At 29.4% G+C, this 20,045-nt stretch carries 23 protein-coding genes; 14 read left to right on the top strand and 9 right to left on the bottom strand.

Going from position 1 to position 20,045, the window contains the following annotated elements; translation table 11 throughout:
* Positions 1 to 15: 15 nt before the first annotated feature.
* Together H9I45_RS11350 and H9I45_RS11345 are read right to left on the bottom strand one after the other, a co-directional pair.
* A complete protein-coding gene (locus tag H9I45_RS11350) occupies positions 16 to 1,626 on the bottom strand; it encodes a DUF4270 family protein (protein ID WP_088352645.1) in 1,611 nt (536 codons plus the stop codon).
* 8 nt (positions 1,627 to 1,634) lie between these two features.
* Complete coding sequence (locus H9I45_RS11345) at positions 1,635 to 2,444, bottom strand: glycogen/starch synthase (protein ID WP_088352644.1); 810 nt, start codon at positions 2,442 to 2,444, stop codon at positions 1,635 to 1,637.
* Positions 2,445 to 2,542: 98 nt separating this feature from the next.
* On the opposite strand from H9I45_RS11345, the gene panC reads away from it, so the two are divergent.
* From panC to radA, 4 genes are all read left to right on the top strand, one after another.
* The gene (panC, locus tag H9I45_RS11340; protein ID WP_088352643.1) at positions 2,543 to 3,391 is read left to right on the top strand and encodes a pantoate--beta-alanine ligase; all 849 of its coding nucleotides are present in this window, start codon (positions 2,543 to 2,545) and stop codon (positions 3,389 to 3,391) included.
* A gap of 27 nt (positions 3,392 to 3,418) precedes the next feature.
* Positions 3,419 to 3,769: an aspartate 1-decarboxylase gene (gene panD, locus H9I45_RS11335; protein ID WP_088352642.1), complete on the top strand. Its 351-nt coding sequence runs from the start codon at positions 3,419 to 3,421 to the stop codon at positions 3,767 to 3,769.
* Between the two features lie 2 nt (positions 3,770 to 3,771).
* A complete protein-coding gene (locus H9I45_RS11330; protein WP_088352641.1) occupies positions 3,772 to 4,716 on the top strand; it encodes a lysylphosphatidylglycerol synthase transmembrane domain-containing protein in 945 nt (314 codons plus the stop codon).
* 200 nt (positions 4,717 to 4,916) lie between these two features.
* A complete protein-coding gene (radA, locus tag H9I45_RS11325) occupies positions 4,917 to 6,278 on the top strand; it encodes a DNA repair protein RadA (protein ID WP_088352640.1) in 1,362 nt (453 codons plus the stop codon).
* Positions 6,279 to 6,492: 214 nt separating this feature from the next.
* Here the strand turns inward: radA and H9I45_RS11320 are convergent, their stop codons facing one another.
* Both H9I45_RS11320 and H9I45_RS11315 read right to left on the bottom strand, forming a co-directional pair.
* The gene (locus tag H9I45_RS11320) at positions 6,493 to 7,239 is read right to left on the bottom strand and encodes a uroporphyrinogen-III synthase (protein WP_088352639.1); all 747 of its coding nucleotides are present in this window, start codon (positions 7,237 to 7,239) and stop codon (positions 6,493 to 6,495) included.
* Between the two features lie 16 nt (positions 7,240 to 7,255).
* On the bottom strand, positions 7,256 to 7,819 hold the full coding sequence (locus H9I45_RS11315) for a DUF4271 domain-containing protein (RefSeq protein WP_254712594.1): 564 nt from the start codon (positions 7,817 to 7,819) through the stop codon (positions 7,256 to 7,258).
* A 158-nt stretch (positions 7,820 to 7,977) separates the two neighbouring features.
* On the opposite strand from H9I45_RS11315, the gene H9I45_RS11310 reads away from it, so the two are divergent.
* The 4 genes from H9I45_RS11310 to H9I45_RS11295 are packed head-to-tail and all read left to right on the top strand — an operon-like array spanning position 7,978 to position 10,988.
* Complete coding sequence (locus H9I45_RS11310; protein ID WP_088352637.1) at positions 7,978 to 8,700, top strand: polyprenol monophosphomannose synthase; 723 nt, start codon at positions 7,978 to 7,980, stop codon at positions 8,698 to 8,700.
* A 2-nt stretch (positions 8,701 to 8,702) separates the two neighbouring features.
* Positions 8,703 to 9,167, top strand: a complete 465-nt coding sequence (locus H9I45_RS11305; RefSeq protein WP_088352636.1) for a GNAT family N-acetyltransferase — start codon at positions 8,703 to 8,705, stop codon at positions 9,165 to 9,167.
* An 8-nt stretch (positions 9,168 to 9,175) separates the two neighbouring features.
* A complete protein-coding gene (locus H9I45_RS11300) occupies positions 9,176 to 10,516 on the top strand; it encodes a dihydroorotase (RefSeq protein WP_088352635.1) in 1,341 nt (446 codons plus the stop codon).
* 1 nt (position 10,517) lies between these two features.
* Complete coding sequence (locus tag H9I45_RS11295; RefSeq protein ID WP_088352833.1) at positions 10,518 to 10,988, top strand: DUF4296 domain-containing protein; 471 nt, start codon at positions 10,518 to 10,520, stop codon at positions 10,986 to 10,988.
* A gap of 9 nt (positions 10,989 to 10,997) precedes the next feature.
* Here H9I45_RS11295 and H9I45_RS11290 read toward each other — a convergent pair whose 3' ends face one another.
* Positions 10,998 to 11,993: an NAD-dependent epimerase/dehydratase family protein gene (locus H9I45_RS11290; protein WP_088352634.1), complete on the bottom strand. Its 996-nt coding sequence runs from the start codon at positions 11,991 to 11,993 to the stop codon at positions 10,998 to 11,000.
* A gap of 65 nt (positions 11,994 to 12,058) precedes the next feature.
* On the opposite strand from H9I45_RS11290, the gene tyrS reads away from it, so the two are divergent.
* Complete coding sequence (gene tyrS, locus H9I45_RS11285; protein ID WP_088352633.1) at positions 12,059 to 13,351, top strand: tyrosine--tRNA ligase; 1,293 nt, start codon at positions 12,059 to 12,061, stop codon at positions 13,349 to 13,351.
* Between the two features lie 10 nt (positions 13,352 to 13,361).
* On the top strand, positions 13,362 to 14,120 hold the full coding sequence (locus H9I45_RS11280) for a sterol desaturase family protein (protein WP_088352632.1): 759 nt from the start codon (positions 13,362 to 13,364) through the stop codon (positions 14,118 to 14,120).
* A gap of 63 nt (positions 14,121 to 14,183) precedes the next feature.
* Here the strand turns inward: H9I45_RS11280 and H9I45_RS11275 are convergent, their stop codons facing one another.
* From H9I45_RS11275 to H9I45_RS11260, 4 genes are all read right to left on the bottom strand, one after another.
* Complete coding sequence (locus H9I45_RS11275) at positions 14,184 to 14,630, bottom strand: YHS domain-containing (seleno)protein (RefSeq protein ID WP_088352631.1); 447 nt, start codon at positions 14,628 to 14,630, stop codon at positions 14,184 to 14,186.
* Positions 14,631 to 14,728: 98 nt separating this feature from the next.
* Positions 14,729 to 15,352: a MarC family protein gene (locus H9I45_RS11270; RefSeq protein ID WP_088352630.1), complete on the bottom strand. Its 624-nt coding sequence runs from the start codon at positions 15,350 to 15,352 to the stop codon at positions 14,729 to 14,731.
* 37 nt (positions 15,353 to 15,389) lie between these two features.
* Positions 15,390 to 15,851, bottom strand: coding sequence for a large conductance mechanosensitive channel protein MscL (gene mscL, locus H9I45_RS11265; RefSeq protein ID WP_088352629.1), 462 nt, complete (start codon positions 15,849 to 15,851; stop codon positions 15,390 to 15,392).
* Positions 15,852 to 15,930: 79 nt separating this feature from the next.
* Positions 15,931 to 16,905, bottom strand: a complete 975-nt coding sequence (locus tag H9I45_RS11260) for a LuxE/PaaK family acyltransferase (protein WP_088352628.1) — start codon at positions 16,903 to 16,905, stop codon at positions 15,931 to 15,933.
* Between the two features lie 75 nt (positions 16,906 to 16,980).
* On the opposite strand from H9I45_RS11260, the gene H9I45_RS11255 reads away from it, so the two are divergent.
* The 4 genes from H9I45_RS11255 to H9I45_RS11240 are packed head-to-tail and all read left to right on the top strand — an operon-like array spanning position 16,981 to position 19,988.
* A complete protein-coding gene (locus tag H9I45_RS11255) occupies positions 16,981 to 17,685 on the top strand; it encodes a hypothetical protein (RefSeq protein ID WP_088352627.1) in 705 nt (234 codons plus the stop codon).
* 16 nt (positions 17,686 to 17,701) lie between these two features.
* Complete coding sequence (locus tag H9I45_RS11250; protein ID WP_228454875.1) at positions 17,702 to 18,106, top strand: hypothetical protein; 405 nt, start codon at positions 17,702 to 17,704, stop codon at positions 18,104 to 18,106.
* A gap of 4 nt (positions 18,107 to 18,110) precedes the next feature.
* Positions 18,111 to 18,653 (top strand): RNA polymerase sigma factor, encoded by a 543-nt coding sequence (locus H9I45_RS11245; protein WP_088352625.1) that lies wholly within the window; start codon positions 18,111 to 18,113, stop codon positions 18,651 to 18,653.
* 3 nt (positions 18,654 to 18,656) lie between these two features.
* Positions 18,657 to 19,988 (top strand): fimbria/pilus outer membrane usher protein, encoded by a 1,332-nt coding sequence (locus tag H9I45_RS11240; protein WP_088352624.1) that lies wholly within the window; start codon positions 18,657 to 18,659, stop codon positions 19,986 to 19,988.
* Positions 19,989 to 20,045: the final 57 nt, after the last annotated feature.

Raw genomic sequence — 20,045 nt, 5'->3', positions numbered from 1 at the left:
TAGGTTGGAAAGTTACTATTTTTTCTTGGTATATGAAATTTTTAGTTGTGCTCTTCTTACTCCATTTGCAGATATATCTCCATTAAAAAGAGTTACTGCTTTAGGATTCCAATTATATTGTTTAAAAATAGTATCGTTTAGAGAAATCTGGCTATCTTTTAAAGAAGTTGGTAAATCTGAAAGATTAAAAACTTTTAATCTTAAAGGAGGCGAATAACTAGTTTCTCCACTTAATAAGTCAGAAATATAATCTGTAATTCTAAAACGATAGCGATCTATTTTTTTATTTTCTCTTAAAACACTACCTCCAAAAGATATATTACCTTCAGAAAGAACATCTTTTATTTGACTTACAATTGGGTTTGAAGTAGCATCTTCTCCTCTTTTATATATATATAATCTACTTGGAGCTGCTGTTGTATCTACATTCTGATTAATGTAAAATGTTAAAGAAGCATCGTTAATTAGCCAGTTTTTAGCTTTTAAATCTGCCAATTGAGATCCTTGTAAAATTTCCACTTTAGCCTCTGAACCTGCAGCACCTTGTATTTTAACCTGATTATTTACTGGATAAACTCTATTAGACATATTATACTTACTATTAATAATACCTCCTAATTGAAAGGAATGATTTACTTTTATAACAGTATCTATTTCTGTACTATTCTTTTTAAAATAAGTATTTGTATAATAAACATCAATTGCAGATAATAAACTTGAATTTGATAAATTAAAGGAAATAAGGGAGCCACCATCATTTGCTTTTTCTTTAGCTTCGATTTTTATTCCTCTAAAGTAATTGTTAAATGCATTTTGAGAATCGAAATTAGAAGACCCATAATTATCTAAAAAAACTTCTTTTACAAAACTCTTTTTTAATGGAATAATTGCCATTGGTAAAGGAATGGTAGAGTTTGCACTACTTGTATATCGAATGGTATCTGTTTCAAAAAACTCGCCTTTACTATTACTTCTTTTTAGAATTAATAATGTGTCTTTAGTTGTTGGAACAAAATCCATGTTTTCAACTTCATTTAAAAGATCAGGTTTTAATTGATAACTTTCATCGGACAAAAAACTATTTCTTTTTGAAGGATCCGAAGGATTTAATGTATTTAAGTATGTGTCCAACTCATACACATTTAATGTAAAAGGAACAGATTTGTTCCCAATTATAGAATCTAAAGTATAATTTGGTAAACCTTCATTAGATACTAAAGTTGCTTGGTATGGCAATCTTAGAAAAGCTGTATCTACACTTGTTTCGAAATCTAGTTCATCTGGATTTGCATAAGAATTTAAATTTAATTCTGTATTAATGCTTATTTGAGAAATAATAGATGCTTCTATTTTTTCATATTCGCTACTAGAGTGTACTCCTAATAAATACTGTCCTTGTCGTCCAAAAAAGGTTTGACTACCTAAATCTAAACCATCTGCTCTAACATTTTCTATAGGAGCATTAGAGACTAAAACCTCTAAAATTGTATCGTGAGTTGTAAATTTGGTATTGCTTACAACACCTGTTCCTATATCTGTAAAATCTTTTTCACAAGATATTATTCCTGCAAATAATAAAAACAAAACACCTACTTGTGTTGTTTTTCTAATACTATTTTTAACCATATTACAATTTAGTTTGCTGTTATTAAATCAGCATAAAAATTCAAATAACTTTCTTTAAAATTCTCCGATTGAAATTCTAATACAGGAATATCTTTTCCTTCAATAAAAGAAGATAAATCTTCGGAAATCGTTTCGCTACCATGAATAATTGCGTCGGAATTTTCAATGGCACTTTTTAATATATTGGTATGGTTAGGTATTTTAATAGTTTCCGTTTTCGAAGCATCCCCTAAATCGAACTTTACTTTATCCGACAAACCTTCATTTAACGTATTCTCGAAAGTATCGTTATAAATAGATGTTACTATTTTACTTTCTGTAAATAATGGTTCTTCATTATAATATTCCCTTAAATACAAAGGTAACAAAGAGGCTAACCATCCATGAACATGAATAATATCTGGTGCCCAATTTAATTTTTTAACAGTTTCGATAACTCCTTTCGCGAAAAAGATTGCTCTTTCATCGTTGTCTGGAAAAAGTTGATCATCTTCATCTGTAAAAACGGCTTTTCTCTTGAAATATTCTTCGTTATCGATAAAATAAACCTGCATTCTTTCTTTTGGGATAGAAGCAACCTTAATAATTAATGGCATGTCCATATCGTTAACAACCAAATTCATTCCAGAAAGACGAATTACTTCGTGTAATTGGTGTCTACGTTCATTAATAACACCAAACCTTGGCATAAAAATTCTAGTTTGCACTCCTTTAGAATGTGCATTTTTCGCAGCATTAAAAGCAGTTGACGATAATTCTGTTTCTGGTAAGTAGGGTACTACTTCCGATGAAACAAATAATATTCTCTTGTCCTTCATTAAATCAAACTCTTTTTATAAGATTCGCAAAAGTACAAATTAATATGCAAATATCGTGTTAAAATGCTAAGTTTGCAGAGATTATCAAGATTTATTAAATGAAAAAATTCTATAACAAAAAAGACTTAAAAGGCTGTCTTTTAAAGTATAAAAGCAATAATAAAACCATTGGCTTTGTACCAACAATGGGCGCTTTACACGAAGGGCATTTGTCTTTAATTAAAAAAGCAAAAGAAAAAAACGATGTTGTTGTAGTAAGTATTTTTGTAAATCCTACACAATTTGACAATGAAGAAGACCTTAAAAAGTACCCGAAAACAATCGAAAATGACATAAAGTTATTAGAATCTGTTTCTTGCGACGTGTTATTTTCTCCTTCTGTTGAAGAAATTTATGCTAAAAACATTGTATCTAAAAAGTTCAATTTTGATGGTTTAGAACATCAAATGGAGGGAAAATTTAGAGATGGTCATTTCGATGGTGTTGGAACCATCGTAAAAGCATTATTCGAAATTGTTGAGCCTGACAAAGCTTATTTTGGGCAAAAAGATTTTCAACAATTGCAAATCATCAAAAAAATGGTGAAGAAAAACAATCTTCCTTTAAAAATTAAAGGTTGCCCAATTTTCAGAGAAAAAGATGGTTTAGCGATGAGTTCTAGAAACACTCGTTTAACAGAAGAACATAGAGAAATTGCACCTTTTATTTTTAAAACCTTAAAAAAAGTTAAAAAGAAATTTTATAAGAAAGAAATTTCTGAAATTAACGAATGGGTAGAAAATCAATTTAAAAAACAACCTTTATTAGAATTAGAATACTTTACAATTGCTGAAGAAAAAACATTAGAATCAGCAGAAACTAAAGAATCTAATAAAAAATACAGAGCTTTTATTGCAGTATTTGCAGGAAAAATAAGATTGATTGATAACATTCGTCTAAAAAATTAATAATTAAAAAATACCTATTTTTGCCAAATGTTAGTACAAGTTGTAAAATCGAAAATCCATCGTGTAAAAGTTACAGGTGCAGATTTAAATTATATAGGAAGCATAACCATAGATGAAGATTTAATGGATGCTGCAGGGATTATTGAAGGTGAACGCGTTCAAATTGTGAATAACAATAACGGAAATCGTTTAGAGACTTATGCAATTCCTGGCCCAAGAGGCAGTGGAGAAATCACTTTAAATGGTGCAGCTTCTCGTTTAGTTGCTGTTGGCGATGTTTTAATCTTAATCGTTTATGCTTTTATGGAATTAGAAGAAGCAAAAGTTTTTAAACCTCAATTGGTTTTTCCTAACGAAAAAGACAATACACTTACCTAATTTTGGACATTAAAAAAATCTTAAAAATTATATTACCTCTCGCTTTGGGAGGTTTTTTAGTTTGGTATTCTTTGTCAGCAATTTCTTTAGAAACTTTAGGGAAATATTTTAAAGAAGCCAACTATAGTTGGATTTTCCTTGGCTTATTTTTCGGAATTTTAAGTCATTTATCACGAGCATACAGATGGAAATTTATGTTAGAGCCTTTAGGTTTTAAACCAAGATTTACCAATAGTGTTTTAGCAGTTTTAGTCGGTTATTTAGTAAATTTAGCTTTGCCAAGAGCAGGAGAAATTTCTAGAGCAACTGTAATGGCAAACTACGAGAAAATACCGTTTGAAAAAGGTTTTGGAACCATTGTAGCAGAAAGAATAGCAGATTTAATAATGATGCTTTCCATAGTTGCAATTACACTTTTTGTACAATTCGATTTTATTTATGAGCTTTTAACAAAAAACTTCGATCCATCTAAAATAATTATTGGTTTAACAATTTTAGTAATCGGTTTTTTCATTTTTAGATTTTATGTAAAAAAAGCAACTTCAGGTTTTTTACTTAAAATTAAAACCTTTGTATATGGTTTAATTGAAGGCGTTACAAGCATCTTTAAAATGAAAAATAAATGGGCTTTTATTTTTCATACCGTTTTTATTTGGGCAATGTATGTTGCAATGTTTTGGGCAACTATTCCTGCAATTGAAGGTTTAGAAGTTCCAATTGGTGGCATTTTAATCGGTTTTATTGCTGGTGGCTTTTCTATTGCTGCAACAAATGGCGGAATTGGCTTATATCCTGTTGCTGTTGCTGGGGCTTTGGCTTTATTCGGAATCGCAACAGAACCTGCAACTGCATTTGGTTGGATTATGTGGACTGCCCAAACAGCCATGATTGTTATTTTTGGAGGTTTAGCGTTTTTAATTCTTCCTATTTATAACAAAGAAAAATAATTTTTGGGCGTTCCCTAAAGGTCGCGCTTTCATTACTCGCTTTTTTTGTAAAAACAAAAAAGAGCTCAAACATGCCATTCAATCGCTAACGCAACTATTTGCCAGCTTTTAGAAATCTTATTTTTTATCCATTTTTTAAAAGTTATAAGCTCAAAAAACTTTGTAACTTTGTTACTCTAAAACTTTGAAACTCTTTAACAATGGCCAAAACCAAAACAACTTTTTTCTGTCAAAATTGTGGAACGCAACATGCAAAATGGGTTGGACAATGTGGCGCTTGTAAAGAATGGAATACCATTGTTGAAGAAATTATTCAAAAAGAAGAAAAGCGTGTTTGGAAACAATCTACAACAGCAAAACAAACCGTAAATAAACCTTTAAAAATTGCTGATATTCAGCTAAACCCAGAAGAAAGAGTTGTTACCAACAACAACGAATTAGACACAGTTTTGGGAGGTGGTTTGGTGAAAGGTTCTGTAACACTTTTGGGTGGAGAACCAGGTATTGGAAAATCGACTTTATTATTGCAAGTTGCATTAAATATAAGTCAGAAAGTATTGTATGTTTCTGGAGAGGAAAGTCAATCTCAAATAAAAATGAGAGCCGAAAGATTAGATGCAAAAAATTCTAATTGTTTAATTCTTACAGAAACAAATACACAGCAAATCTTCAAAAATATTGAGGAAACAGAACCCGAAGTTTTAGTAATCGATTCTATACAAACTTTACACACCAATAATATTGAAGCTTCTCCAGGAAGTATTTCTCAAATAAGAGAAACTTCTGCAGAGTTGATAAAATTTGCCAAAGAAACTGCAACTCCAGTTTTATTAATTGGTCATATAAACAAAGAAGGGAACATTGCTGGACCTAAAATTTTAGAACACATGGTAGATGTTGTTTTACAATTTGAAGGCGATAGAAACCATACTTATAGAATTTTAAGAAGTCAAAAAAACAGATTTGGTTCCACATCCGAATTAGGAATTTACGAGATGCTTTCCACTGGTTTAAGAGAAATATCTAATCCGTCTGAAATTTTAATTTCTAAAAAAGACGCAGATTTAAGTGGAACTGCCATTGCAAGTACATTAGAAGGAATTAGACCTTTAATGATTGAGATTCAGGCATTGGTTTCTACTGCTGTTTATGGAACGCCACAACGTTCTACAACTGGTTACAATCTAAAACGTTTACATATGATTTTGGCTGTTTTAGAAAAGAGAGCTGGTTTTAAATTAGGCGCAAAAGATGTATTTTTAAATATTACAGGAGGTATAAATGTAGACGATCCTGCAATTGATTTGGCTGTTGTTGCTGCAATATTATCATCTAACCAAGATATTGCTATTAACCCAAATGTGTGTTTTGCAGCAGAAGTTGGTTTGGCTGGAGAAATTAGACCGGTTTCTAAAATAGACCAACGTATTTTAGAAGCAGAGAAATTGGGTTACAAAACCTTTGTTGCATCAAAATACAACAAGATATCTTCTAAAAACCATGGAATAAAGCTAATTTTAGTTGGTAAAATTGAGGAAGCTTTTGCGACTCTGTTTGCTTAATATTGTCGCGAATTCACAAATTAGTTATAGGTATTTATAATGTTTTAAATAAAATCTAAAAGTTTACAAAAAGTTTGCGTTAGCGATTGAAATGGCATCCTTTTTTGAGGTACGAAAAAAAGATACAATGGAAAGCGCGACCCTTGGGTAACGCCCCAAAAAAAACCAAGCATTGCTGCTCGGTTTTATATTTTTATCTACTTTAAAATAAGTTTTACTTCTTATTTACAGATTTTATATATTTATCTAAAGCCATTGTCATAGAAGGTGTTTCTGGAGATGGCGCTTCAATATCGCACTTCAAACCAGCTTCTGTAACTGCTTTTACAGTAGAATTACCAAAAGCGGCAATTCTAGTATTGTTTTGTTTAAAATTCGGGAAATTTTGAAATAAAGATTCAATTCCAGAGGGACTAAAAAATACTAAAATATCGTAAAAAACATCTTCTAAATCAGACAAATCGCTTATTACAGTTCTGTACAAATCTAAACGTGTCCATTTTACACCTAATTTATCTAATTCTTCTGGAACTAATGGTTTTAATTTATCTGAAGATGGTAACAAGAAACTTTCTGTTTTATGTTTTTTAATCAACTTCATTAAATCTGGAAATGTTCTATTACCTACATAAATTTTACGTTTTCTGTAAACAACATACTTTTGTAAATAATAGGCAACAGCTTCAGACTGACAGAAATATTTCATGTCATCTGGCACTTTAAAACGCATTTCTTCTGCAATCTTAAAAAAGTAATCTACAGCATTTCTACTTGTTAATATAATTGCAGTAAAATTTTTAAAATCTATTTTTTGAGTTCTTACTTCCTTTACAGGTATGCCTTCTACATGAATAAAAGATCTAAAATCTATCTTTACTTTCTGTTTATCGGACAAATCAAAATATGGAGAAGTTTCTGTCTTTGGCGCGGGTTGCGATACTAAAATCGTTTTCACTTTCATAGCTTTGGTTTTAATTTTAAAGCATCAATTTAAACAGTATAAATAGCGGTGCTATTTCGAAGGCGCAAATGTACAAAATAAAATAAAACAACTGACTAAAAATCAGGTTTTTGTTATTTGTTATATGAAAAATAAGTCTCATAAAAAATAAAACTGCAGAAGCATAAAATAAAAAAGAAGAATTTAGTGGGCTATAAGTTGTTATTACAAATAAAACAAATAGTAAAAAGCTAATGGAATAGAAGTAACTGAATTTGGAAACAAAATAAAATCGGACTGTGTTTTTTATTAAAAAAAGTCGAGAAAGTAGCATTTCTAATATCCATTTTACCAAAAAATAGCTAACAACAGTTACAAAAATGTATAAAAAGGAAGAAAAACTTGTTTCTAATAAAAGATTTTGGTCAATTAAAAAAGTATAAATAACTAAAGCCAAGGTAGTTGTAGAAAACAAAAATAGCGTGCTGTAAAAAGCATTAAAAAAAGAAGTGTCTTCTTCTACTTCAGATTCTATAAAACCCTTATTAAATAAAGCAAAAACATATGCTTTTAAACGTTCTGAATCTATTATTTTTAACACAACAATAAGCGCTATAAGCCCTACCAAAATTATGGTTATCCAAGAGGAATCGATTAAATTTTTTTCTAATGCTTGCACTTTTTGGCTTTGGTAAGATTAACACAAAATTAGTAATTAAAAAATGTATATTTGCTTTCTTACTACATGAAATTTAATTTATGTCAGACGCGCTAGTTATAATTCCCACTTACAACGAAAAAGAAAACATTGAAGCTATTATTAGAGCTGTTTTCAATCAAAAAAAAGCGTTTCATGTTTTAGTTGTCGACGATAATTCTCCTGATGGAACTGGAAATATTGTAGAAAGCTTAATGGCTGAATTTCCAAATGAACTTTTTATTGAAAAAAGAAAAGGAAAAAACGGTTTAGGAACTGCTTACATTCATGGTTTTAAATGGGCTTTACAACGAAATTACAACTATATTATAGAAATGGATGCAGATTTTTCTCACAATCCAAAAGACTTGGTTCGTTTATACAATGCTTGTCATAAAAATGGTGGAGATGTTTCTATAGGTTCTAGATATTCGCAAGGTGTAAACGTTGTAAATTGGCCAATGAAAAGAGTTTTGTTATCTTATTTTGCTTCTAAATATGTGCGTTTTATTACTAGAATTCCTGTTTTTGATACCACTGCAGGTTTTGTTTGCTGGAAACGTGAAGTTTTGGAAACCATTAATTTAGATAAGATTAAATTTATTGGATATGCTTTTCAAATAGAAATGAAATTTAAAGCCTGGAAACATGGTTTTAATATTAAAGAAGTTTCTGTTGTTTTTACGGATAGAACTTTAGGAAATTCTAAAATGAGTGGAAATATTGTTTCTGAGGCACTTTTTGGAGTGATAAAAATGAGAATAAACGGATTACCAAAAAAATAACCATGGATAATTCTATTTCAATTAGAACCGCAAATTTAAACGATTTAGAAACCTTATTAGAGTTCGAGCAAGGAGTTATTAAAGCCGAAAAACCATTAGATCCTTTTTTAGGAGAAGGTGATTTATATTATTACAATATTCCTGAACTGATTTCTGCAAAAAACATTCATTTAATTGTTGCTGTTTCTAATACAGAATTAGTTGCTTCTGGTTATGTAAGAATAGAGAGCTCTAAACATTATCACAAAAATCCAACACATGGTTATGTAGGTTTTATCTACGTAAAACCAGAGTTTAGAGGGAAAAGAATTAGCAGTTCTATTTTAGAATCTTTAAAAAGTTGGTCAAAAAATAAAGGTTTAAAAGAATTAAGATTAGACGTATATCACAACAATCCGTCCGCAATAAAACCTTACGAACGTTTTGGTTTTAATAAGAGTATGATTAATATGAGAATGGATATTTAATAAGAAAAATGGAAAAATCAATTTTAATAAAAAACGCAACAATTATTAATGAGAATAAAACTTTTACAGGTGATGTTCTCATAGAAAACGAAATAATAAAAGAAATTTCTTCAAAGATTTCTGTACCAGAAAATATAGAAATAATAAATGCTAAAGGAAGTTATTTAATTCCTGGTTTTATAGACGATCAAGTACATTTTAGGGAACCTGGTTTAACCCACAAAGCAAATATTGCAACAGAAAGTAGAGCTGCAGTTGCTGGTGGAATTACTACGTTTATAGAAATGCCAAACACTGTTCCTCAAGCAACTACTCAAGAATTATTAGAAGATAAATTTAAAATTGCTGCCAAAGACTCGTATGCTAATTACTCATTTATGTTTGGTGGAACAAATGATAATTTAGAAGAATTATTAAAAACAGATCCTAAAAAAGTAGCCGGAATTAAATTATTCTTAGGTTCTTCTACTGGAAATATGTTGGTTGATAATGAAGAGATTTTAGAAAAGATTTTTTCTTCTACAAAAATGATTATCTCTGTACATTGTGAAGATGAAGCAACTATCAGAAGAAATACAGCCGAATTTATTGAAAAATATGGAGAAGATATTCCAATAAAATACCATCCAATAATTAGAAGTGAAGAAGCGTGTTATTTGTCGTCTTCTAAAGCGATTGAATTGGCGAAAAAAACAGGTGCAAGATTGCATATTTTTCATTTATCAACAGCTAAAGAAACCGAGCTTTTTAGAAATGATATTCCTTTAGAAGAAAAGCAAATTACTGCAGAAGTTTGTATTCATCATTTATGGTTTAATGATAAAGATTATGACAAAAAAGGTACACATATAAAATGGAATCCTGCTGTAAAAACGGAAAAAGATAGATTGGGTTTATGGGAAGCTTTGTTAGATGACAGAATTGATGTTCTAGCAACAGACCATGCACCACATACTTTAGAAGAAAAGTCGAATATTTACACAAAAGCACCAAGTGGAGGTCCATTAGTACAACATGCAGTTATGGCGATTTTAGAAAAGGTTAAAGAAGGCGTAATTCCTATCGAAAAAGCGGTTGAAAAAATGAGCCATAATCCTGCTAAATTATTTCAAATTGAAAAAAGAGGGTTTATAAAAGAAGGTTTTTATGCAGATTTGGTTTTAATAAATCCAAACAAACCTCAAACAGTTTCTAAAGAAAATATTTTATACAAATGTGGTTGGTCTCCTTTTGAAGGAACTACTTTTTCATCTACAATAACACATACGTTTGTAAATGGAAATTTAATGTATAATAATGGTGTTTTTAATGACGAAATTAAAGGAAAACGAATTACTTTTAATAGATAAAATGAAAAAATTAACCGCACTTTTTATTTTAGCTTTCTTGGTTTCATGTACAAGTAATACCATCTTCGAAAAACCAAAAGACCTAATTCCACAAGATACCATGAGTCTTTTATTGCAAGATATGATGATTGCTGGTAGCGCAAAATTTATAACAAACACAAACAAAGAAAAAAACATTAATTACATGCCTTTCGTGTACGATAAATTTAAGATTGATAGTACACGTTTTATGTCTAGTAATTTCTATTACATGTCTAGAATAGATTTATATCAGAAAATGTTAGAAGAGGCAAAAGGTAATTTAGAAAAAAGAAGTGCTTTTTTTAAGAAACAGAAAACAGCTTTAGATTCTATCCGAAAAGACTCTATAGATACTGCATTAAAGTTACAAATAAAGTTAGATAGTCTAAAAATTATAAACGATTCTTTGGGTAAATTAAAGAAAGATATTTTTAAAGATTCTATTAAATAATAAGTAAAGTTATTCGAAATTATTACTCACTTTTTTCACAACGTTTTCTATTTTTTCGAATTGAAAATCAAACGTCTTTTTAAATTTTTCTGAAGAATATTTAGATATTGAATGCGCACTCCTTGCAGAATATTTACTCAATAAAGGTGTAACTCCTGTAATTTTAGAAACAAGTGCAGAAAATCGCCAAAAAATAGCAGTGTGCCAAGGTTTTATTTTTTTTGAAGGGCGCTTTTTACCTAAAGCATCTGCAATTAAAAAGAAGATTTCTTTAAAAGATTTATTTTCTGAAACTAAAATGAAACGTTCGTTTTTAACATCAGAATTCATTAATAGAATCATGGCTTTTACGACATCTTTTACGCCTACAAAACCAGTAATTCCTTCAGTATAATATTTAAAACCATTATAAACTTGGCTGAATAATTTTCCAGAACCAGCATTCCAAAATCCACTTCCTAAAATTACTCCAGGGTTTACAATTGCAACTTCTATTCCTTCTTGGCTTGCTCGCCAAACTTCCATTTCTGCACCAAATTTAGTAATTGAATAACCACTATTATCTGCTTCTTTATTCCATTCATTTTCTTCTGTAATTAAATTTCCGTTTAAAGAATCGCCAACAGAAGCAATTGAGCCTACAAAACAAAGTTTATCAATTTTTGCATCAATACAAAGATTTACAATAATTGCAGTTCCATGAATATTTACTTTTCGCATTTCTCTATAATCTTTCGGATTAAAAGAAATAAAAGCGGCACAATGATACACTTTTTTAATACCAACAAATGCAGGAATCATGGCAGGAACTTCAGTAATATCCGCTTTAAACCACTCAATTTTAGAAATTAGAGTTTCATCTTTAGAATAATAAGAAAACACTTTTTTTACGGCTTCTATTTTTTCTGCAGAACGATAAATAGCACGAATTTTTTCATCACTTTTTACCAAATGATACAATAAATGTGCGCCTACTAAACCTGTTCCTCCAGTTACTAAAATCATACTGCTAATTTATGGTTTTTTGATTGATAAGTTTATCTTTGCAACCATAAAAAGAGACGATTAAAATGACAAATTTTGTAGAAGAATTACGCTGGAGAGGATTATTGCACGATATAATGCCAGATACAGAAGAGTATTTATTAAAAAATAAAACTGCTGGTTATATTGGTTTCGATCCAACTGCAGACTCACTTCATATTGGTAGTTTGGTTCAAATTTTTATTTTGAAACATTTCCAAAATGCTGGGCACAACCCAATTGCTTTAATTGGTGGTGCAACTGGTATGGTTGGAGATCCTTCAGGGAAATCTGCTGAAAGAAATTTGTTAGATGAAGCAACATTGGCGAAAAATATTGCTGGTGTTCGTGAAAATTTAGAGCGCTTTTTAGATTTTGATGCTTCTGCTGATAACAAAGCTGAATTGGTAAACAATTACGATTGGATGAAAGATATTTCTTTAATCGATTTTGTAAGAGATACAGGAAAACACATCACTGTAAATTACATGATGGCAAAAGATTCTGTAAAAAAACGTTTAAGTTCGGAATCTTCTGTGGGAATGAGTTTTACAGAGTTTACATACCAATTATTTCAAGGATACGATTTCTACCATTTATACAAAGAGAAAAATTGCATGTTGCAAATGGGTGGTTCAGATCAATGGGGAAACATTACCACTGGAACTGAATTAATCCGTAGAAAAGCACAAGGAAAAGCATATGCAATTACAGTTCCTTTGGTTACAAAAGCAGATGGAACAAAATTCGGAAAAACCGAAGGTGGAAATGTTTGGTTGAATGCAGACAGAACTTCGCCTTACAAATTTTACCAATATTGGTTAAATTCTTCGGATGAAGATGCAGAAAACTTTATTAAGAAATTTACATTTTTAGACAAAGAGACGATTGAAAATTTAATTGCAGAGCATACAGAAAATCCACATTTACGTTCGCTTCAAAAGAAATTAGGAGAAGAAGTAACAACAATGACGCATGGAAAAGAAGCGTATGAAAATGCGTTAAAAGCATCTAGTATTTTATTTGGAAAATCTACAGCGTCCGATTTAAAATCTTTAGATGAACAAACGTTTTTAGATGTTTTTGATGGAGTTCCTCAAGCAACAGTTTCAACAACAGATATTGAAGAAGGTTTGGATATGATTGGTGCTTTGTCTGCCAAAACTAACTTTTTAGGTTCTAATGGGGAAGCAAGAAGAGCTTTAAAAGAAAACGCGATTTCTGTAAATAAAGAAAAAGTAAAAGAAGATTTTACAATTACAAAAGAAGATTTAATTGCGAATAAATATGTGCTTTTACAACGTGGTAAAAAGACCTATTATTTATTAGTTGTAGCATAATTATTAGTTTATGAATGATAAAATTACAGAAATCGATTTTAGTAATATTTTTGTAATTATACCTTTAATTTTAGTTTTTTCGGCAATTATATTCGTTAGATATTTAGCATTTTCTGGAGTTTATCATTGGGTATTCTTAAATAAATTTAGAGAAAAACTAAAACATAGAATTTTAAATAAAAAACCACTAAAAAAGAAACAGGTTCGTAAAGAAATCTACTGGTCTTTAGTTAGTGGTTTTATTTTTGGCGCAATTGCAGTTTTCATTTACTATTTGTGGTCCATTAATTACACTGCAATTTACTTGGATTTTGAAACCTATCCTTTGTGGTACATTCCTTTAAGTATTTTCGCTTTTTTGTTTATTCAGGATACATATTACTATTGGATTCATAGATGGATGCACCTTCCTAAAATCTATAAATTCTTTCATAAAATTCACCATAAAAGTGTGCATACGACTGTTTTTACGGCTTTTTCTTTTCATCCATATGAAACTATTTTGCAAGCGATTTTCTTGCCTGTAATTGTAATTTTCTTACCAATACATTTATACGCTTTGTTTACTGTTTTGTTAATTATGACGCTTTCTGCGACCATAAATCATGCAGGAATTGAAGTTTATCCTTCAGGAAAATTAGGAAATTGGTTTAGAAAATGGATTATTGGAGCTACACATCACGATTCTCATCACACAAAATTCAATTTTAATTATGGGTTGTATTTTACGTTTTGGGACCGATTAATGAAAACTGAATTAGACAAATAAAAGCCCTGAATAAATTCAAGGCTTTGTTATTTTTATTTATGAAATACTTTTAAAATAAAAGATTTACATCTCTTTTTTCATAATTTTTATCCAGTTAGTATCTGCTTGTTTTTGCAATTTTTCTGGGCCTTCTTCTTTCCAATCTTTTAAAGTATTATTAAAAATTGTTTTGTAGAAAAGGTATAATTTTCCATCTCTAATATCGTAATATTTAGGATTTATGCTTACTTTTTCTCCGTTTTTTCCGATTGCATATGCACAATATCCTCCATATTGAGGTACATATTTTTTTGGAGAATTTTTAAATTTCTCTAAATTTTCTTTAGACGCAAATTTAAATTTTACACCATCGTATTCTGTCATAAAATCTTTATTCCCTTCTTCTGGATTGTTATTAAAATAAGAAACAACATCATAACCTTCAGCAACATAACCTTTGTCTAAATTATATTCTTGTGCAAAAAAAGTAGTTGAAGTAATTAATAATAAAAGCGCAAATATATTTTTCATCTTTTTAGTTTTTAATTTGGTCGATAAAGACTTAAATTAATTACATATAAAAGTATTTAATTCATGTATTAAAGATTACTTTCTTTCAAAAAAGAAAATTATTTCGCTATAAAATCAAAAGAAATTTTAATTCCTTCTATTATCATACCTGTTCCAATTATTGCAATAATTAATCCCATTATTTTACCAATTACAGAAATTACATTATTTCCAACTAACTTAACAATAAGATCACTTAATCTAAATGTAAAATAGGTTAATAGACTCATAGACCCGAAAATAGCAATTACTAGAAATAGTTGTAAAGGCACTGCATTAGAAACAAAGTTCATTGCAGTAACAATAGTTCCAGGACCTGCTAAAATTGGAATTGCCAATGGAGAAACAGCAATGTTTTCATCTATATTAACATTTTTAAGACTTTTTACATTAGACTGTTTAGATTGTAGCATTTCGAAACCTATAAAAAATATTAAAATTCCACCTGTAATTTTAAAAGCAGGAATACTAATATTAAATAATTCGAAAATATATTTACCCAAAAGAATAAAAACAGTAACAATAACAAATGCTATTAAATTAGCTCTTTTATTAATGTCTTTTTTTGTTTTCTTATCTGCACCTTGTGTTAAAGATACAAAAACGGTCATGTTAGATATTGGGTTGGTTATTGCAAAAAAAGCAGTAAACACAGTTATTGAAAACGTTATTAAATTATCCATTTATTATTTAATTAATAATTCTTAAAATTGAACTTTTTTAGTTATTTTTTTCTCCTAAAACCTTCAACAAATATTCATTTTGTTTTTCTAAAAGTTCATTGGTTTTATTCATTAACTCGATATTTTTAGGCGTAACAACTTTTGTGTTTTTTGGGTCGTCTGCTTCTTTTTTCAAAGAATTCATCACTTTAACAACTATAAAAACGGTAAAAGCAATAACTAAAAAATCTACTCCTGCTTCCAATAATTTTCCGTAACCAATGGCAATTTCCTCTGGGTTTGCTTTTCCATCAACCATAATAGCTTCTCGCAAAACTATTTTTCTGTTTTCCCAATTTGCACCATCTGTCATAAAAGATAAAGGTGGCATTAAAACCTCTTTTACCAATACATTTACCACTTTATTAAATGCTGTACCAATGATAACACCAATTGCGATGTCTATCATATTTCCTTTTACTGCAAATTCTTTAAATTCTTTAAATAACTTAAATTTCATCATCTTTTTTCTTTATTCTGTTCTCTTAATTTTTTCTCTTTAATCTTTTTGCTCTTCTCTTTTCTGGTCTTTTCTGAAACTATAAAACCATTAAATTACAACCACGAATATCGGAATTATCGAAACGTCCAATAATTTCAAAAGTTCCATTTTCATGAACTTTTCCTAAATCTTGGGTAGCAATAAATGAGCATGAATTGTAATTGGCCAAATCTATTACGTTAATTCCACCATTTTTCCCAGCAGAATTTATTGTAAGTGCATCTTCTGTATCTCTTGTAAGAATTTTCATCCAAGGTGGCGTTTCAAAAACTCCATTTCCTTTAGAATAACCTTGACTTAATAATTCTGTCATTCCATATTCTGAATGAATTTCTTCAACTCCAAATCCGTTTTTTAAAATATTATGTAGTTCTTCTCTAATTAGTTCTTTTCTTCTGCCTTTCATTCCACCAGTTTCCATAATTATGGTGTTTTTTAGGTTAAATTGTTGTTTTTCTATTAAATCTAACAAAGCAAAAGAAACACCAATAAGTAACGTTTTTTGTCCTTTTTTATCTAATTCTGATAACTTTTCGGCTAATTCATCAATATTATCGAGATAAAAACCACTTTCTTCGTTTTTAGATTTTCTAATTAAATCATCTACCATAAAAACCAAAGAAGAACCTTTTCTTTCTAGATAATTTGGCAACAAAGCTAAAACTGCATAGTCTTCTATGTTTCCATAAAAATGAGCAAAACCTTTTAAATAACTTTCTTTATAAACTTTAATATCTGTTACAAAATGTTTACTTGTAATGCTTCCTGTTGTTCCAGAACTTGTAAAAATCTCTTCAACTTCCTCTAAAGAAGCGACTACTTTTCTGCTTTTAAAAAATTGTATTGGTAAAAACGGAATTTCTTCAATCTTAGAAATACTAGATGGATGCACATATAACAAATCACAAAAAGACCTGTACACTTTATTGTTCTTAAACTGATGTTTAAAAACGGCTAAAGTAACTTCTTTAAATTCTTTGGTGTTTTGTATGTTAAAAATATCTTTTTCCATAATTTTTTACAAAAATAAGATTATTACACGCAACCTTTTAGAGATTTTTGCATCTTGTAAGAAAGAACCCAAATTATGAAACTTAATTTTCGCTTTTTAACTGTTTTAGTTTTTGCAATTTTCACATTATTTTCATGTGAAAGCAATCAAGAAATAAAAATAGATTCCGATAATTTATTATTAGGAAGTTGGATTGAACCCGATTTTAGTGGAGAAACAACCACTTTTAAAAGAGGAAATGACTTGCCTAAGGAAGGTTATGGAGTTTCTTTTAAATTAGAAAACGAATTTACAGAACGTACTTCAGGATTTTGTGGAACTCCACCATTAACATTTTTTAATAATGAGGGAACTTGGAGATTAAATGAAAATCTTATCGAGGTAAATGTACAATCTTATCCATCTAATTTTGGCTGGAAAATTATTGAATTGACCGAAACAAAATTAGTTGTTAAACGAGAAATTACTGAGCAAGAGAAAGATCACCTACAATTAATGGAATTGTTTAGCGAGATACAAACACTTTCTAGAAATGAATCTTGTACAAATTCTAACGATTGGAACTATGTTGCTTACGGCTCTAAAGCATGTGGAGGTCCACAAGGTTTTATTATATATTCAACAAAAATAAATACAACAAATTTTCTACAAAAAGTAGCAAATTACTCCAAAGTAGAAAAAGAATATAACGTAAAATGGAGTGTCGTTTCTGATTGTTCTATACCAAATGAACCAAAATCTATTGAATGCAAAAACGGATATCCCGTTCTTAAATATTAATTATTAAACCCTTATTATGATGAAAAAAATAGCCTTATTATTAATTACAATTGTTGTATTTACATCTTGTTTAAAAGACGATACACCAAATTACACTTTTGAGTATGTTGCCATAGACGAAGCAATAACACCTGCTAGTTTTACATTTGGCGAAAAAGACACCATTTTTTTAAAATACACTTTTAAAAATGCTTGTTACAATTTCGATAACGTATATTACGAATATCAAGATACTGCAAGAGTTGTAGCAATAAAAGCTTTTGTAGATTTAGATGCAACTTGTACGGATGTTGCAATCGAGAAAGAACATAAATTTATTGTTACTGCAACACAAAGACAAGATTATCTTTTTAAGTTTTTTAAAGGAAAAGATAGCGATGGAGAAAATATTTTCGAAGAAATTGTAGTTCCCGTAAATTAGAGGTATTAAACTAAAAAAACTCATACAAGATTGCTGCCAACAAAAGTTGGCAGCACAATCTGAAGTTTATCAATTATATGCTGATAAGCTCTTTCCTGTGTGTTTAAAATATTCGAGAAATTACCAAGATGCAGAAGACACTTTACAAGACAGTTTTTTAACCATTTTTAGTAAAATTAAACAGTACAATGGAAATGGTTCTTTTGAAGGTTGGTTAAAGAGAATTACCATAAATACAGCACTTTTAAAGTATAGAGAAAAATCTCCACTACAAATTGTAAAAGAACTACCAGAAACAGAGGAAGAAACAGAAATTGACTTAGAAAGTAGTATTTTTAATGTAGATGTTTTATTAGATTTTATTCAGAAATTGCCTGACAGATATCGATTGGTTTTTAATTTATATGTGTTAGACAATTACTCTCACAAAGAAATTGCAACTCTCTTAAATATTTCTGAAGGCACCTCCAAATCGAATTTATCCAGAGCTCGAAAAATTTTAAAAGAACAGTTAGAAATTCATCAACAACAAGAACAAAAAGCATAACTGATGGAAAATAAAAATATAGATAGATTGTTCCAAGAACGACTAAAAAATTTGGAAGCAACTCCAAATAAAAGAGTCTGGAATACTATTGAATCTAAGCTCACCAAAAAGAAACGTAGAGTTTTGCCTTTTTGGTGGTTTTCTGGCGGAATTGCAGCGCTTTTTATACTTGGTTTGTTCCTATTTCCTTTTTCTGAAAATAATAATTCCTTGGACGATAAAAATGTAATTATTACAAATACTACAATCGATAAAGTCGAAGAAAACACAAAAAATATAGACTCTGTTATTTTAAATAAAAGAATAAAAAATGAAGTATTAATTGCAGATGAAAAACCATTTGAAAATAATACGATTCTTAAGAAAAAGAAAAAATCTAATTCAGAAAAAATTCTTATTTCTAATAATAGAGATGTAAAAAACGAAAAAAAGTTAGTTAGCCAAAAAAATGCTATGAAAAAGGTTTTTATTGCTAATAATACTTCTGAAGAAAATCTTGTAGAAAAATCATCGAAAGAAAAAATTTCAAATACTAAAGATTCAACTTTTGTTGATGAGACAAAATTAAATCAATTACAGCCTAAGAAAGATTTTTTAGCAACTATTAAAAAGGATGAAAAAGAAGAAACAAAATCGGCAAAAAAATGGAGTGTTTCTCCAACTTTTGCAGTTTTAAACTCCAATTCTTTTACGAATTCTTCTTCTTTAGATGCAAATTTAGCCTCTTCTACGAAAGGAGAAAACTCATATGCTTATGGTGTAAAAATAGCGTATGAAATAAATAGTAAGTGGACCATACAAACTGGAGTTCAGTTACAGGAAATGCAGTATTCTAACAACCAAATTGCAGTAATTTCTTCGAGAAGTAAAATGTCTAATATTTCATTCGATAATGGAAATTCTGTTTCTCTCCAAAACACTTCTAACGATCGTTTTGATGCAAGTATTACCACTTTTTCTAGTGTGGTTACTTTTAATGGAAATCTAACTCAGAATTTTGGTTATGTAGAAATTCCTATAGAAATTAAATACAATCTATTGGAAAGTAAAAAGTTCGAAACTCAAATTGTGGCAGGTTTTAGTTCTTTATTTTTAAGAAAAAACGAAATTATTTTAGAAAATAATAATTTTATAAATTCTGGAGAAGCAACCAATTTAAACAACCTTAATTTTAGTGGAAATCTTGGTTTCGATATTAACTACAATTTTAATAAAAACTGGTCGTTTTACGTAAACCCAATGTTTAAAGCACAATTAAACACATTTAGTGAGAACGCAAATGGGTTTTCGCCATTTAATATGGGAATTTACACAGGTTTAAATTACCAATTTTAGTTAAAGTTATTGTAAGATCTTTAGTTTGGTCTTATTTTTGTAGTGCTAATTGAAAAG

This window comes from Polaribacter haliotis, assembly GCF_014784055.1.
Lineage (GTDB): Bacteria > Bacteroidota > Bacteroidia > Flavobacteriales > Flavobacteriaceae > Polaribacter > Polaribacter haliotis.
This window is presented reverse-complemented; position numbering and strand designations above follow the sequence as displayed.